Source organism: Pseudomonas sp. JL23, from assembly GCF_056933585.1.
The window spans coordinates 2,490,232-2,504,087 of the sequence record NZ_CM167795.1; the positions used below are offsets into that span (position 1 = coordinate 2,490,232).

Consider the following 13,856-nt stretch of genomic DNA (forward strand, 5'->3'; position numbering starts at 1 on the left):
AGTTTCAGACGTTTGCGTGCAAGGCAAGTTCCATGAAGTATTGCCGATGGTGTCAGAGAGTCGCCTGATTGAGCAAATCGGGCGTGTTGAGGTTGGCCAGGCGAGGATCGCCCGGCGGGCATTGCAGGGCAATGCCACCGAGTTGCTCCATGACCCGTCGCGGGCTGCGTTCACCCGCCTGCCAGGCGGCTTCCACGGCAGCGGCGTGCCTGGTGGGAATGATGCACAGCAACGGCTGCCAATGCTCGCCATCGCGCACCATGACCGGCTGGCCGGGGTGAGCGTGAGCGGTTTCACGCAGGCCCTGAACGAGGGCTGCATCGATCAGCGGCACATCGCACGGCAGTACCAGCATATAGCCATGGCGCGCCAACGGCAGACCGGCGCGAATCCCGGCAAACGGACCGTTGAAGTCATCGTTGTTGTCCTGCACCAGACGATCGGCGTAGGCGGCGTAGTGTTCCATATTGCGGTTGCAGGAAATGATCAGGTCGTCAGTCAGCGGTCGCACCAGTCGCTGCACATGCTGGATCAACGGCTCGCCGCGCCAGTCGATCAAGCCCTTGTCGCGACCGCCCATGCGCTGGCCCTGGCCGCCAGCCAGCAGCAGGATCGAACAGGGGGGCAGGGGGCTGGGAGTGGTCATTGCGGACTCAATCGAGGCAGTGAAAAGGAGTGCTGTGATATAACACCGGCCTGTTCCCTCTACAACTGGATCGAGCCGATGAAAGCCAAGGCTGACACCCCCTTCGTACCCCTGAATATCGCTGTATTGACGGTCAGCGACACCCGCACCCGGGAAACCGATACCTCCGGTCAGATGTTTGTCGACCGTTTGAGTGATGCCGGGCACAGCCTGATCGAGCGCGTGCTGCTCAAGGACGACCTGTATAAGATCCGCGCCCAGGTCGCGACCTGGATCGCCGATGACGAAGTGCAGGTTGTACTGATCACCGGCGGCACCGGTTTCACCGGCCGCGACAGCACGCCGGAAGCCGTGGCCTGCCTGTTGGACAAGCAGGTCGATGGTTTCGGCGAGCTGTTCCGGCAGATTTCCGTGCCGGATATCGGCACCTCGACCATTCAGTCCCGCGCGCTGGCCGGGTTGGCCAATGGCACGCTGGTCTGCTGCCTGCCAGGCTCGACCAATGCGGTGCGCACCGGCTGGGATGGCATTCTTGCGCAGCAACTGGATAATCGCTTCCGCCCGTGCAACTTCGTGCCGCACCTCAAGCAGGCCGAACCCTGCGCGACCCGTGGGTAAGGCGCGATGAGTCTGCTGCCGGTTGAGCAAGCCTTCGCCCGTCTGATGGAGATGGCCGAAGCTGCAACGATTCACGAACATGAAAGCGTGGCTCTGGCTGCGGCTCAGGGCCGGGTGCTGGCAGAGGACATGGTCTCCAGCCTCGACCTGCCGCCCTGGCCGAACAGCGCCATGGACGGCTATGCCCTGCGCCTGTCTGACTGGGCCGGCGAGCCTCTGCGGGTCAGCCAGCGAATTTTCGCCGGCCAGGCGCCGGAGCCGCTGGAGCCGGGCACCTGCGCCCGTATCTTCACCGGCGCGCCGGTGCCGCAAGGTGCAGATTGCGTGGAAATGCAGGAAAACGCCGAGGTGCTGGACGACCAGCGCGTACGTTTCACCGAAGCCCTGAGTCCAGGCCAGAACATTCGCCCTCAGGGCCAGGAAACCCGCGTCGGCGACACGGTCTTGGCCGCAGGTACCCGCTTGGGTCCGGTGGAGCTGGGGTTATCCGCTTCCCTGGGATTGGCGGAGCTGAAAGTGGTGCGGCGCGTACGCGTCGCCGTGCTGTCCACCGGCGACGAACTGGTCGAGCCAGGCCAGCCTTTGGGGCCGGGGCAGATCTACAATAGCAATCGGGTATTGCTGTGCAGCTGGCTCAAGCGCCTGGAGTGCCAAGTGATCGATGCCGGGATTCTGCCGGACGATCTGGAAAAGACTCGCGCAGTCCTGGGCGCCTTGCACGATGTCGATCTGATCCTGTCCACCGGCGGCGTGTCCGTGGGCGAGGCGGACTTCCTCGGTCATGCCTTGCGCGAAGAGGGCGAACTAGCGCTGTGGAAGTTGGCGATCAAGCCGGGCAAGCCGCTGACTTTCGGTCATTTCCGTGGCGTGCCGGTGATCGGCTTGCCGGGCAACCCGGCTTCGACCCTGGTCACCTTTGCCTTGCTCGCCCGACCTTATCTGCTGCGCCGTCAGGGCGTAAGCGAGGTGCAGCCGCTGCAATTCAAAGTGCCGGCCGGTTTTGTCTGGAGCAAACCGGGCAACCGCCGTGAGTATCTGCGCGGGCGCCTGGAAGAGGGTCGCGCGGTGTTCTATCGCAACCAGAGCTCCGGCGTGTTGCGCAGCGCCGCCTGGGCCGATGGCCTGATCGAAGTGCGTGAAGGCAGCACCGTTGCCGAGGGCGACTTGCTCAACTTCATTCCTTTGAGCGAGGTTTTCGGCTGATCTGAACTACCCTCAAGACTGCTGACAAATTGGGTGTCCTGTTTTCGCCCCGGAGTATTGTTATGCAGTTCTTGAGAGTGGCCTGTGTTATCCCGACCTACAACGGACGTCAGGATCTGGAACGATTACTCGATTCCCTGCTGGCGCAAACCGCCCGTTTCGATACCTTGATCGTCGACTCCAGTTCGTCTGATGGCACCTTCGAACTGGCTCAGTCGCGTTGCGCCAATGTGACGCGCATCGATAGCAAGGATTTCAACCACGGCGGTACCCGGCAGATGATGGTCAACCGCCATCCCGACTACGACGTCTATGTGTATCTGACCCAGGACGCCTACGTCGAAGACCCCGACGCCATTGCCAATATCCTGCTGCCTTTTGCCGACCCCAAGGTCGGTGCCGTCTGCGGTCGCCAGCTCCCGCACAAGAACGCCAACCTGCTGGCCCAGCATGCGCGGCTGTTCAACTACCCGCCGGTCTCGCAGATCAAGACCCTGGCCGATGCGCCGCAACTGGGGATCAAGACCCCTTTCATGTCCAACTCCTTCGCTGCCTACCGGCAAGAGGCGCTGGTCGCTGTTGGCGGCTTTCCCCACCATGTGATCCTTTCCGAAGACATGTACGTCACCGCTCGCATGCTTCTGGCAGGTTGGAAGGTCGCCTACGAAGGCTCGGCCGTCTGCCGCCACTCCCACAACTACAGCCTGCGCGAGGAGTTCTCCCGGTACTTCGACATCGGGGTATTCCAGTCCCGGGAATCGTGGATCTACGCAACCTTCGGCGGAGTAGGCGGGGAGGGCATGCGCTACGTCAAATCCGAGCTCAGGTTTCTCGGCTGGCGACGCCTGTGGCTATGGCCGTTGGCGATCCTGCGCAATGCCGTGAAGCTGCTGGCCTACAAGCTGAGCAAGCAGGAAAAGCGCTTGCCCAGGGGGGTGAAGAAGAAGTTGGGGATGTATAAGCGGTATTGGGATAGTCCCCACGCTTAGAGAGGAATCAGCTCCCCGCACCCCAAATGCCACTCAGGGCTTGCAACGTCGAACCGCCGACACCTTGCCCGCCCAGGTATTGCAGGATGACCGGGACAAACTGGCCGACCAAGGAGCTGTCCATCCCTAGGGCGCTGAAGGTCTGGTTGACGTCGGCCATGCTCTGCATATTACCTGCCGCGCTACCACCCGAATTGCCCAGCACTCCGCCAAGGCCATTGATATTGCCCAGGCCGCCCAGGGCTCCGGCGCCGGTCAGTTGATCCAGACCCGGAACGGAATTGCTCAGCGCGCTGTAGTTGCTGCTGGGCAGCTTGTTCTTCGCCAGGCCCAGCAAAGCGCCGGTGCCGCCAACGGCCTGTTGTGGGGTGACATTCAGGTTATTGCCCACGGCAGTAATCAAGCCCGCGGTCGGAGTTGCCTGCTGATTGTTGCCGGTAGCGCCGGAGACCGCATTGGCGGCGTCGTTGAGGTTGAAGGCGAAGGCCGGGGTTGCCGACAGTGCCATTAGCGTTGCCAGGGCAATACCTTGTGAAATCTTCATTGGAGACATCTCTCTTGCCGATTGAAAGCAGGCATTGGACTTATGGGCGGCGGAGAATGTTCCCAAGGCCTGGCTCAAAGAGATGTTCGTAGATTGTTTGCTTGATATCAATCGGCTAGTAACTTGATTGTAGATAAAGTCTCGTGTTCTTGCAGGAAAGTTCTAAGTTAGCGTCAGACATGTCTGAAAGTTTCTATGAATATAGAAAATATAACTCGGATAGTTCACTATCTCAGCGCCGCTGATGCTTACATTTTGTAAGATTTTTATATCTGGCTATGAAGTGCTTTGTAACGAGGTTGGCAGTGCTCAATGATTGGCTAGTCTAGAGTGTACTTCTCGGGTTTCTGATATTTTCCTGTTTTATCATGCTCCATTTTGATGGGGTATTCGGAGGTGTTATGGCTTCAAACAGTTTTCAGAACGAAGTGCCCAAGGCACGTATCAATATCAAGCTTGATTTGCACACGGGAGGTGCACAGAAAAAGGTCGAACTGCCCCTGAAATTGATGATGATGGGGGACTACAGCAACGGCAAGGAGCAGCGGTCGCTGTCCGAAAGAAGCAAGATTTCAATTGATAAAAATAACTTCAACAGCGTGCTGTCCGAGTTTTCCCCAAGCCTGAAACTGGCGGTGGAAAACACACTGGTGGGTGATGGTTCCGATGCCTCTGTGGAGCTGAGCTTCGGGCATATGAAGGATTTCGAGCCTGAACAGATAGCGCGGCAGATACCGCAGTTGCGCGCGCTCCTGGCCATGCGAAACCTGCTGCGTGACCTCAAGTCCAATTTGTTGGACAACGTAACTTTTCGCCAGGAGCTTGAACGCATTCTCAAGGATGAAGCCTTGAGTGATGAGTTACGCAAAGAACTGGCCGCTTTGGCTCCGCAAGAAGATCGTTAACTCTCTCATTTAAATTTGTAGGAAGTTTCCGCTATGTCTGTAAGTAAATCCGCTCAATCGAGTGGCGCTACAGTTTTGTCTGAAGAAAACCAAAGCGTCTACAGTGCCCTGTTCGAAAAGATCAACTTGAGTCCAGTTGCGTCACTGAATGGTATCGACACTTTTCAGCATGATGAAGCGATGTCAGAAGTGTCCACTGACGAGCGAGTTACCGCTGCCGTCAGCGTATTCCTTGATCTGCTAAAACAGTCGTCGCAGAAGGTCGAACGTCTGGATAAGGCACTGCTGGATGGGCATATTGCGTCGCTGGATGCACAGATCAGTCGGCAACTGGATGCGGTCATGCATCACCCGGACTTTCAGCGGGTTGAGTCGACCTGGCGTGGCGTGAAGTCGCTGATTGATCAGACCGACTTCCGTCAGAATGTACGTATCGAGTTGCTGGATATCAGTAAGGAACATCTGGTACAGGACTTCGACGATGCGCCGGAAATAGCCCAGAGCGGCCTGTACCTGCATACCTACACCCAAGAATACGATACGCCGGGCGGTGAGCCGATTGCCGCAGCCATCTCCAACTATGAGTTTGGCCGTGGTCCTCAGGATATCGCGCTGTTGCGCAATATCTCTAAGGTCTCGGCTGCCGCGCATATGCCATTCATCGGCGCGGTGGGCCCAGCTTTCTTTGGCAAGGAGTCGATGGAGGAGGTGGCCGCCATCAAGGACATCGGCAACTACTTCGACCGCGCCGAATACATTAAGTGGAAGGCATTTCGCGACAGCGACGACTCGCGCTACATCGGCCTGACCATGCCGCGGGTGCTGGGGCGCCTGCCGTATGGCCCGGACACCATTCCGGTGCGCAGTTTCAACTATGTCGAAAGCGTCAAAGGCCCTGATCACAGCAAGTACCTGTGGACCAACGCCTCGTTCGCCTTTGCCGCGAATATGGTGAAAAGCTTTATCGCCAATGGCTGGTGCGTACAGATCCGTGGGCCGCAATCGGGCGGCGCAGTGACTGACCTGCCGATTCATTTGTACGACCTGGGCACCGGCAATCAGGTGAAAATTCCTTCGGAAGTGATGATCCCGGAAACCCGCGAATTCGAATTCGCCAACCTCGGTTTCATTCCGCTTTCGTACTACAAGAACCGCGACTACGCCTGCTTCTTCTCCGCCAATTCGGCTCAGAAGCCAGCGCTTTACGACACTCCCGATGCCACCGCCAATAGCCGCATCAACGCGCGCTTGCCGTACATCTTTCTGCTCTCGCGCATCGCCCATTATCTGAAGCTGATCCAGCGCGAAAACATCGGCACCACCAAGGACCGCCGCGTGCTGGAGCTGGAGCTGAACAAATGGGTCAGCGGGCTGGTGACCGAAATGACTGACCCTGGCGACGATCTGCAGGCTTCTCATCCGCTGCGCGATGCCAAGGTGACCGTCGAAGACATCGAGGACAACCCTGGATTCTTCCGCGTCAAGCTGTACGCCGTGCCGCATTTTCAGGTGGAAGGTATGGACGTCAACTTATCGTTGGTTTCGCAGATGCCCAAGGCAAAAACCTGAGCCATTCCCAGGAAACGACCTCATGAAAATCGACCGTCCCTTATGGGCAGCGGGGGCTCTGCTGTCCCCTCAGCAATTCCAGCAACAGGCGCGTTGGGAGGCCTGGACCAACGAGTGCATCGCCCATTTGTCCGTCGTGCATCCGTGGGGTGTCCAGGTGTCGGCATTCGATCCGGATGCCTTACGCCTGGGCAAGCTCAAGGCCACCCACCTGCGCGTGCGCCTGCCCGACGGCACTCTGATCGATAGCGAGAGTGTGGACCGGCTTCCGCCTGCTCTGGACCTGGCTCGGTTGCTGCCCGAGGAAGTCCAGGCGGCAACGTTGCTCCTGGCCTTACCCCTGGAACATGCCAATGGTAGCAACTGCCTGTTCGACGGCGCGGCGCCTGATCGGCCCATCCGCTATCGCCGCGACTGGCGTCAGGTGCAGGACCTGTATGGCGACGAGCAGCAATCGGTGGGCGTGCTGGAGCATGACCTGAGCCTGCGCCCGGACAGCGACGACAACGCCAGCTATGTGACCTGCCCGGTAGTACGCTTGGCACGCGACGGGCAGGGCGGGTGGAGTGTCGACGCGACTTATGTGCCACCGCTGCTCAGCTTCGCTGCTCATCCGGGTTTGATGACGCAACTGGATAATCTGCTGACCCAGTTGTCCGCCAAGCGCCAGCGCCTCATGGGTATGCGCCGTGAGAGCAATCAGCGTATGGCTGACTTCGCTGTAGCGGATGTGTCGCTGTTCTGGCTGCTCAATGCGCTCAATACTTACGAACCGGTGCTACTCGATATCCAGGCCCATCCAGCACGGCATCCTGAGCAGGTCTATCAGGCCCTGATCAAGCTGGCGGGTGCGCTGCTGACCTTCTCGCTGGAGCACGATATCGACACCATTCCGGCCTATCGGCATGAGCAGCCGGACAGTGTCTTCCCCCCTTTGATGCGCACCATTTCCACCTTGCTCGAGGCCAGCCTGCCGTCTCGCGTCATCGCCCTGGAGCTGAAGGAGAATGGCGCCAACCGCTGGCTGGTGAACTTCAACGACCCGCGTTTGCGCGAGCCTGGCGGCGCTGACTTCTACCTGTCCGTACGTTGCTCGCTGGCGCCTGCGCAACTGCAAAGCCAGTTCCCTCGGCTGTGCAAGGCGGGCGCGCCGGACGAGGTCAATCGACTGGTCAACGCCGCCCTCGACGGCATCCCGCTGCAGCCGCTCAACCATGTTCCTGCTGCTATTCCGCTGCGGCTGGAGAACCAGTACTTCGCTCTCGACCTCACTCATGCAATGGGGCAGGCGGTGCTGGCTGAAGGCGTCTGTGCGTTCTACATCCCGAGCACGCTGGCCGACGTCAAACTTGAACTGTTTGCGGTGTTACGCACATGAGCCAGATCAAATCGCTAAACCCCAATGCCGCCTCAATCGATATTGACGCGGTTCTGCAAGACACCTATCTGCTGGTCGTGGAGCTGCAACAGGGCAGCGTTGCCCAGATCGGCCAGGAGCTTTGTGAACTCTGTGTGAAGCAGATTGAGCGCGTTCGAGAGCAGCTTGTCTCGGCGGGCCTGAGCCAGCGCAGCATTGACCATATCAGTCATGCCCAATGCGCCTTGCTCGATGAAACCGTGCTCCGTCAAAGTGTGGGAGAGATCCATGCGGCCTGGGCGCGTGAGCCGCTACAAGCGCAGTTTTTCAGCCGTCACCAGGCCGGCGAGTCGTTGTATGAAGACATGCGCGAGGTGCTGCGCGAGCCGGCACCTGACAGGCATGTGCTGACCGTATTTCAGCGAATGCTGATGCTCGGTTTCCAGGGGCGCTATCGCGAGGCAGACGACCCCGAGCGCGAGCAACTGCTGGCAACCCTGCAGGAGCAGGTCGAGCCATTGCAGCCCGGTCACCGGCTGAGGACGCAAGTGCATGGCGGTCGCAGAGTCGGCATGTTGCCTGGCTTGCAGACACCACTGTCTCACGCGCTTGCGACAGCGCTGTTGTTCGGCGGTGTCTGGTGGGCACTGGACCGTTACCTGGGTGGCGTGATCTCCACCTTCATGTCGGGTCAGGCATGAGAGCCCGTCAATGAACCTCACTCTGACAAGAGCCCTGTGCTCATGGGCCGCGGCGCTCGCCCTGGCGTTACTGGCCATTATTCCGTTTGCAACCGATGTGCGTGCCATTGCGGTCGTCATGGTGCTGCTCATGCTGATACTGGTCTGGTTTCGGGCTGGAAAGCAGGCCGCCCGGCAAAGCAAGCGAATGGACAGTTCGTCGTTGCCTGCCGCCGATTATCGGCATCCGGTGGTGCTGGTCTGCGGCGATGGCCTGACCGGCCTGTTTGGTGATACCCCGGCGGATCAATTGGCCCTGCGCACCACCGGACAAGGCTGCTATCTACGTGTTGCCAGGCTGGAGCACTTGTCGGTCACGATCGCAGGTATTGAGGCGCAACGTCCCGGCTGGCGCGGACAGTACAGCGTCATGTTCGTCGTCAACCCCGGCGAGCACACGGACGATGCCGTGCTGGCCAGCCAGGTGCGCGTCATCTGCCATCAGATTGCGCTGGTCCGCCGGCGAGGCATAGCCCTGCCGCTCATGCTGACCAGCTACCTGCAGGCATCGGGAGCTGAGGGGGCGTGGTTCAACTGGGAAGGCGGTCAGAGCAGCCTGGCCGTCTACGAAGATGGAGCCTGCACCGGTCTTGTCGACTGGCAACGCCAGGGCAGCGACTGGGCAGAAGGCGCCAGACGCCTGCAGTCCTGCGTGCAACTGAACAGCGTTACGGCTTGGCTGCAAGAATCAGTACTGCCGCATCTTGCTGCGCGCGGAACGGGAAAGCCGGTTGGCCTGCCGACGGCCTGTGCCATTGCGCTGGTGCAAGCATTGCCTGGAGCAGTAACGGGAAATTTATGGCAGCAATGGCTGCGCCAAAAAACGGCACTGGTTAATCCCGAGCCAGCCTTGTCAGGAATGGATCGATCATTAACGTTTCCCGATCCGATCCTGCCGTTGCTACCCGTGTCCACTGCGCCTTCGCCAATCAATCGTGCGAGCGTCATTGCCATATGGCTATTCGCATTGGCGGCCTTGATTGCTGTGCTCAGTTCGGCCTGGCAGAACACCAGCTTGATACGTCAGATCAGTGACGAGCTGCATCGTTACCAATCCATTCCCGAGTCGCTGCATCCTGATCAGCATGCAGCCTTCGCGCGTGAAGAGGCTGTGACGATCCTGCGTCAGCACGCCTTGCGCCTGGACAGTTATAACCGCAATGGCGAACCCCTGGCGCTGGGCTTTGGCCTGTATCGCGGCGAGCCCATGCGTGTGCCGCTGCGGGACCTGCTGGCCCGTCACCGTCCGCCAACGCAGGCACCGATGAAAGCCCCCGCACCGGTACGTCTGGACAGCCTTTCGTTATTCAAAAGTGGCAGCGCTCAACTCAAGCCTGATTCGGCGAAGGTCCTGATCAACGCGCTGGTCGATATCAAGGCCCAGCCCGGCTGGCTGATCGTCATTGCCGGGCATACCGATGCCACCGGCAACCCCGAACACAACCTCAAGTTATCCCGCGACCGCGCCGCTTCGGTCCGGGACTGGATGCAGCGCATGGGCGATATCGCCGACAGCTGCTTTGTCATCCAGGGCCTCGGCGCTACCCAGCCTGTCGCCAGCAACGACACCGAAAACGGTCGCGCCGCCAACCGACGCGTCGATATCCGTCTGGTTCCGGAGGAGGGCGCCTGCGCGCCTTCCGCTTCGGGGCCGGACAGACAACCCCTGTCGCATTCCGCGACATTCAATGACTGAGAAAAGGAACTCAAATATGGCAATTCCCGTTTACCTGTGGCTGAAAGATGACGGTGGTACCCAGATCAAAGGTGCTGTGAGCGTACAAGGCCGTGAAGGCAGTATTGAAGTAGTGTCTCTAAGCCATAGCGTGGAAATCCCGACAGACAATAACACCGGGAAATTGACAGGCACGCGGGTTCACACACCGTTTCTGTTCAGCAAGGAAATCGATTCCAGCAGCGCCTATCTCTTCAGGGCCGTGAATAAAGGCCAGACCCTCAAGAGTGCTGAGTTCAAGTGGTACCGCATTGATGAGAATGGGCAAGAGGAGGAGTACTTCAATACCTTGCTGGAGAACGTCAAAGTGGTGAAAGTCCAACCGCAGATGCACGACGTCAAGGATCCGTCCAAAGCCAAACATAGTCATCTGGAAGAGGTCGCGTTGCGTTACGAGCGGATTACCTGGACCTTCATAGACGGCAACATTTCCTACACAGATTCCTGGGAAGAGCGTCAGACCGCCGGGGTTGCTGCAGCGGGCTGATTGCCTTGCTGCTTGCACCCGTGTACCGGGTTGAGCGTCCGTTAGCGGGCGCTCAGCCAGACAGAAGTTTTCCAGCGCAACACTTTGGCGTTGATTACTCAGGAATCCAGAATAAGGAGGTCCTCACATGACGCAAAGCTCTTTACGCGTTCTTCGTCGCCTGAATCCTTACTGCGCTCAGGCATTGAGCGCTGCCGCTTCGCTGTGTCAAAGCCGTGGTCATGCGCAGATCAGTATCGAACATTGGTTGCTCAAGTTATTAGGCGCGAACGATGGCGATTTACCCCTCATTGCGCGTCGGCATGAATGGGATATCGACACCATCTGGTTCGGGCTGCTCCATCATCTCGACAGTCTTTCCAGCTGCGTGCACGGCAAACCGCAGTTGGATGAAAAACTGCAACAACTGATCAAGAGCGCGTGGTTGCGTGCTTCCCTGGACGATAACAACGATTACTTGCGCTCCTCGGATCTGCTCGGCGCGCTGCTGGACACCCCAAGTCTGCTTGAATGCGAGGCTGCCTTGCCATTGCTGAGTCTCAGTCAGGCCCAGCTGCAGCAATTGCTTCCCTATCTTGATCAGCATTCGGTAGAGCGTGCGCAAATGCAGGACCCTGTTCTGTATCCCGCACAAGCTTCGGCAGACTCACTCGTCGCTTTGCCAGCCAGCTTAGAGAACGTGCTGGACAGGTTCACTCAGGACGTCACCGCCAAGGCCAGGAATGGGCAGATTGACCCCGTATTTGCACGTGACGATGAAATCCGCCAGGTCATTGACATCCTCAGCCGTCGGCGTAAGAACAACCCGATACTGGTCGGTGAACCGGGCGTGGGCAAGACTGCGCTCGTCGAAGGCCTGGCATTGCGTATCGTTGAAGGTAGTGTTCCGGACAGCCTTAAACCTGTCAGCGTGCGGACCCTGGATCTGGGGTTGTTGCAAGCAGGGGCGGGGGTCAAAGGCGAATTCGAGCAACGCTTGAAAAATATTATCGATGCCGTGCAGCAGGCTGAAGCCCCGGTGCTGTTGTTTATCGATGAAGCTCATACCCTTATTGGTGCTGGCAACCAGGTCGGTGGCGCTGACGCGGCGAACCTGCTCAAGCCCGCGCTGGCCCGTGGTGAGTTACGCACCATTGCGGCCACCACCTGGAGTGAATACAAACAATACTTCGAGCGCGATGCTGCCCTGGAGCGGCGCTTCCAGATGGTCAAGGTCGAGGAGCCCGACGACGCCAGTGCCAGCATCATGTTGCGCGGCCTCAAGATTCGCTATGCCAGCCATCACGGTGTGCATATTCAGGATGCGGCGATACAGACCGCTGTCAGCCTTTCACGGCGCTATCTGACGGGACGGCAACTGCCGGACAAGGCTGTCGACCTCATTGACACCGCCAGCGCCAGGGTACGCAGCAGCCTCGACTGCGAACCCCAGGCGTTATTTCGCCTCAAGGCGCGCCAGGCGGCACTGGAGCTGGAACGCCATGCCCTGGAGGAAGACGCACGGCTGAGCGGCGATTCTGGTGGCGAGCGGCTGGCATTGATTGCGACGCAGCACGCCAATCTGCAGCTTCAGCAAACACTGTTGGAGCAGCAGTATCGGCTTGAACTCAATCTAACCCGACAACTGCTTGATGCGCGCCAGACCCAACCTCTGCGTACGGACCTCTGTGCACAACTGCAACGGCAACTCGCCGAGGCCCAAGGAACCCAGCCACTGCTGTCCCTTGACGTAGATGTGCGTAGCGTTGCAGAGGTGATCGCTGACTGGACAGGCGTACCGCTTGGGAGTTTGCTCAAGGACGAACACGCCAACCTGCTGGCACTGGAAGAGCAATTGGCCAAGCGCGTCATAGGCCAGGACGGCGCCCTCCATGGCCTGGCGCAACGGCTGCGCGCGGCTAAAACCGGGCTGACTGACGAGCAGGCGCCGTTGGGTGTCTTCCTGTTGGTGGGCACCAGTGGCGTCGGCAAAACCGAAACCGCTCTGGCGCTGGCCGATAGCCTGTTCGCTGGCGAAAAGTCCCTGATCACACTCAACTTCTCCGAATATCAGGAAGCCCACTCGGTCAGCCAACTCAAAGGCTCTCCGCCCGGTTACGTTGGCTATGGCCAGGGCGGCGTGCTGACTGAAGCAGTACGCCAGCGACCTTACAGCGTCGTGTTGCTCGACGAGGTGGAAAAAGCCCATCGCGATGTTCTCAACCTGTTCTATCAGGTCTTTGATCGCGGCTTCATGCGCGATGGCGAAGGTCGCGAAATCGACTTCCGCAACACAGTGATCATCATGACCTCCAATTTGGGTAGTGATGAGCTGCAAGCGTGCTTGCAGGATCAGCCCGAGGCCCCGAACAGTCATCTGCAGGAGTTGCTGCGGCCGATCCTGCGTGAACATTTTCAGCCAGCGTTACTGGCACGTTTCCAGACGCTGATTTATCGCCCCTTGCAAGCTGATGCGCTCAAACGCGTTGTCGCCATGAAACTGGCCAAGGTCGCTCAGCGCCTGCAACACCACTACGGCCTGACCTGCCAGATTGATGATCGCCTCCATGAGGCGCTGGTCGCCGCCTGCCTGCTGCCCGACACCGGGGCGCGCAATATCGACAGCCTGCTCAACCAGCAGATCCTGCCGGTACTTAGTCAGCAACTGCTGCAACGACGTGCCGCACACTTGAGCAGCCGCAACGTGATGTTGGGCTATAGCGGGGAGGAGGGCATTGTTATGCAATTTGACGATGAAAGTACATTGGAACGTGATGTTTGTTAATGCGGTTTAAGGATAAATATCAACAAAAAACTGAATAATTATTTGGGGGCTATATGTCTCAGGCTGCGGATAAATCGCAGTGAAAAAAACGTCTTTGAGGTCTGTGTAATTGGTGTCGAGGCTTGAATTGTAGGAACTTTCCCAAAGTTTGTGCGAAATATCTGAAGTAATCAGGGTGGGCTAGATTCATCGCTGGAGATAACTCACCCTATATGGATACAGGCCTTGTAGGCATTTTCTTTACTTGTTCAGAGCTCGGCTTCTGCTGCCCAAGGCCGCCTGTCATTAATTATTCGCTG

At 58.7% G+C, this 13,856-nt stretch carries 12 protein-coding genes; 10 read left to right on the forward strand and 2 right to left on the reverse strand.

Annotation, left to right across the window (positions count from 1 at the left end):
* Positions 1-52 precede the first annotated feature (52 nt).
* Positions 53-646, reverse strand: coding sequence for a molybdenum cofactor guanylyltransferase MobA (gene mobA, locus AC1Z24_RS11705; RefSeq protein ID WP_483745759.1), 594 nt, complete (start codon positions 644-646; stop codon positions 53-55).
* A gap of 78 nt (positions 647-724) precedes the next feature.
* On the opposite strand from mobA, the gene moaB reads away from it, so the two are divergent.
* From moaB to AC1Z24_RS11720, 3 genes are all read left to right on the forward strand, one after another.
* A complete protein-coding gene (gene moaB / locus AC1Z24_RS11710; protein WP_259099974.1) occupies positions 725-1,264 on the forward strand; it encodes a molybdenum cofactor biosynthesis protein B in 540 nt (179 codons plus the stop codon).
* A gap of 6 nt (positions 1,265-1,270) precedes the next feature.
* Complete coding sequence (locus AC1Z24_RS11715) at positions 1,271-2,467, forward strand: molybdopterin molybdotransferase MoeA (RefSeq protein WP_483745760.1); 1,197 nt, start codon at positions 1,271-1,273, stop codon at positions 2,465-2,467.
* A 62-nt stretch (positions 2,468-2,529) separates the two neighbouring features.
* Positions 2,530-3,456, forward strand: a complete 927-nt coding sequence (locus AC1Z24_RS11720; RefSeq protein WP_483745761.1) for a glycosyltransferase family 2 protein — start codon at positions 2,530-2,532, stop codon at positions 3,454-3,456.
* Between the two features lie 7 nt (positions 3,457-3,463).
* Here AC1Z24_RS11720 and AC1Z24_RS11725 read toward each other — a convergent pair whose 3' ends face one another.
* Positions 3,464-4,000 (reverse strand): DUF2780 domain-containing protein, encoded by a 537-nt coding sequence (locus tag AC1Z24_RS11725; RefSeq protein ID WP_483745762.1) that lies wholly within the window; start codon positions 3,998-4,000, stop codon positions 3,464-3,466.
* 401 nt (positions 4,001-4,401) lie between these two features.
* Between AC1Z24_RS11725 and tssB the strand changes: the two genes are divergently transcribed.
* The 7 genes from tssB to tssH all read left to right on the forward strand — a co-directional run bounded on the left by tssB (position 4,402) and on the right by tssH (position 13,557).
* Entirely contained in the window at positions 4,402-4,905 is a 504-nt protein-coding gene (tssB, locus tag AC1Z24_RS11730) for a type VI secretion system contractile sheath small subunit (RefSeq protein WP_483745763.1), read from the forward strand.
* Between the two features lie 33 nt (positions 4,906-4,938).
* Positions 4,939-6,474: a type VI secretion system contractile sheath large subunit gene (gene tssC, locus AC1Z24_RS11735; protein WP_483745764.1), complete on the forward strand. Its 1,536-nt coding sequence runs from the start codon at positions 4,939-4,941 to the stop codon at positions 6,472-6,474.
* Between the two features lie 22 nt (positions 6,475-6,496).
* Complete coding sequence (gene tssK / locus AC1Z24_RS11740) at positions 6,497-7,852, forward strand: type VI secretion system baseplate subunit TssK (protein ID WP_483745765.1); 1,356 nt, start codon at positions 6,497-6,499, stop codon at positions 7,850-7,852.
* Positions 7,849-8,532 carry a type VI secretion system protein TssL, short form gene (gene tssL, locus AC1Z24_RS11745; protein ID WP_483745766.1) on the forward strand — a complete coding sequence of 228 codons (684 nt, stop codon included), beginning with the start codon at positions 7,849-7,851 and terminating at the stop codon, positions 8,530-8,532. The genes tssK and tssL overlap by 4 nt, the downstream gene beginning before the upstream one ends.
* Before the next feature lie 10 nt (positions 8,533-8,542).
* The gene (locus tag AC1Z24_RS11750; RefSeq protein ID WP_483745767.1) at positions 8,543-10,267 is read left to right on the forward strand and encodes an OmpA family protein; all 1,725 of its coding nucleotides are present in this window, start codon (positions 8,543-8,545) and stop codon (positions 10,265-10,267) included.
* Between the two features lie 16 nt (positions 10,268-10,283).
* Positions 10,284-10,793 (forward strand): Hcp family type VI secretion system effector, encoded by a 510-nt coding sequence (locus AC1Z24_RS11755; RefSeq protein ID WP_483745768.1) that lies wholly within the window; start codon positions 10,284-10,286, stop codon positions 10,791-10,793.
* A gap of 127 nt (positions 10,794-10,920) precedes the next feature.
* On the forward strand, positions 10,921-13,557 hold the full coding sequence (tssH, locus tag AC1Z24_RS11760) for a type VI secretion system ATPase TssH (protein WP_483745769.1): 2,637 nt from the start codon (positions 10,921-10,923) through the stop codon (positions 13,555-13,557).
* Positions 13,558-13,856: the final 299 nt, after the last annotated feature.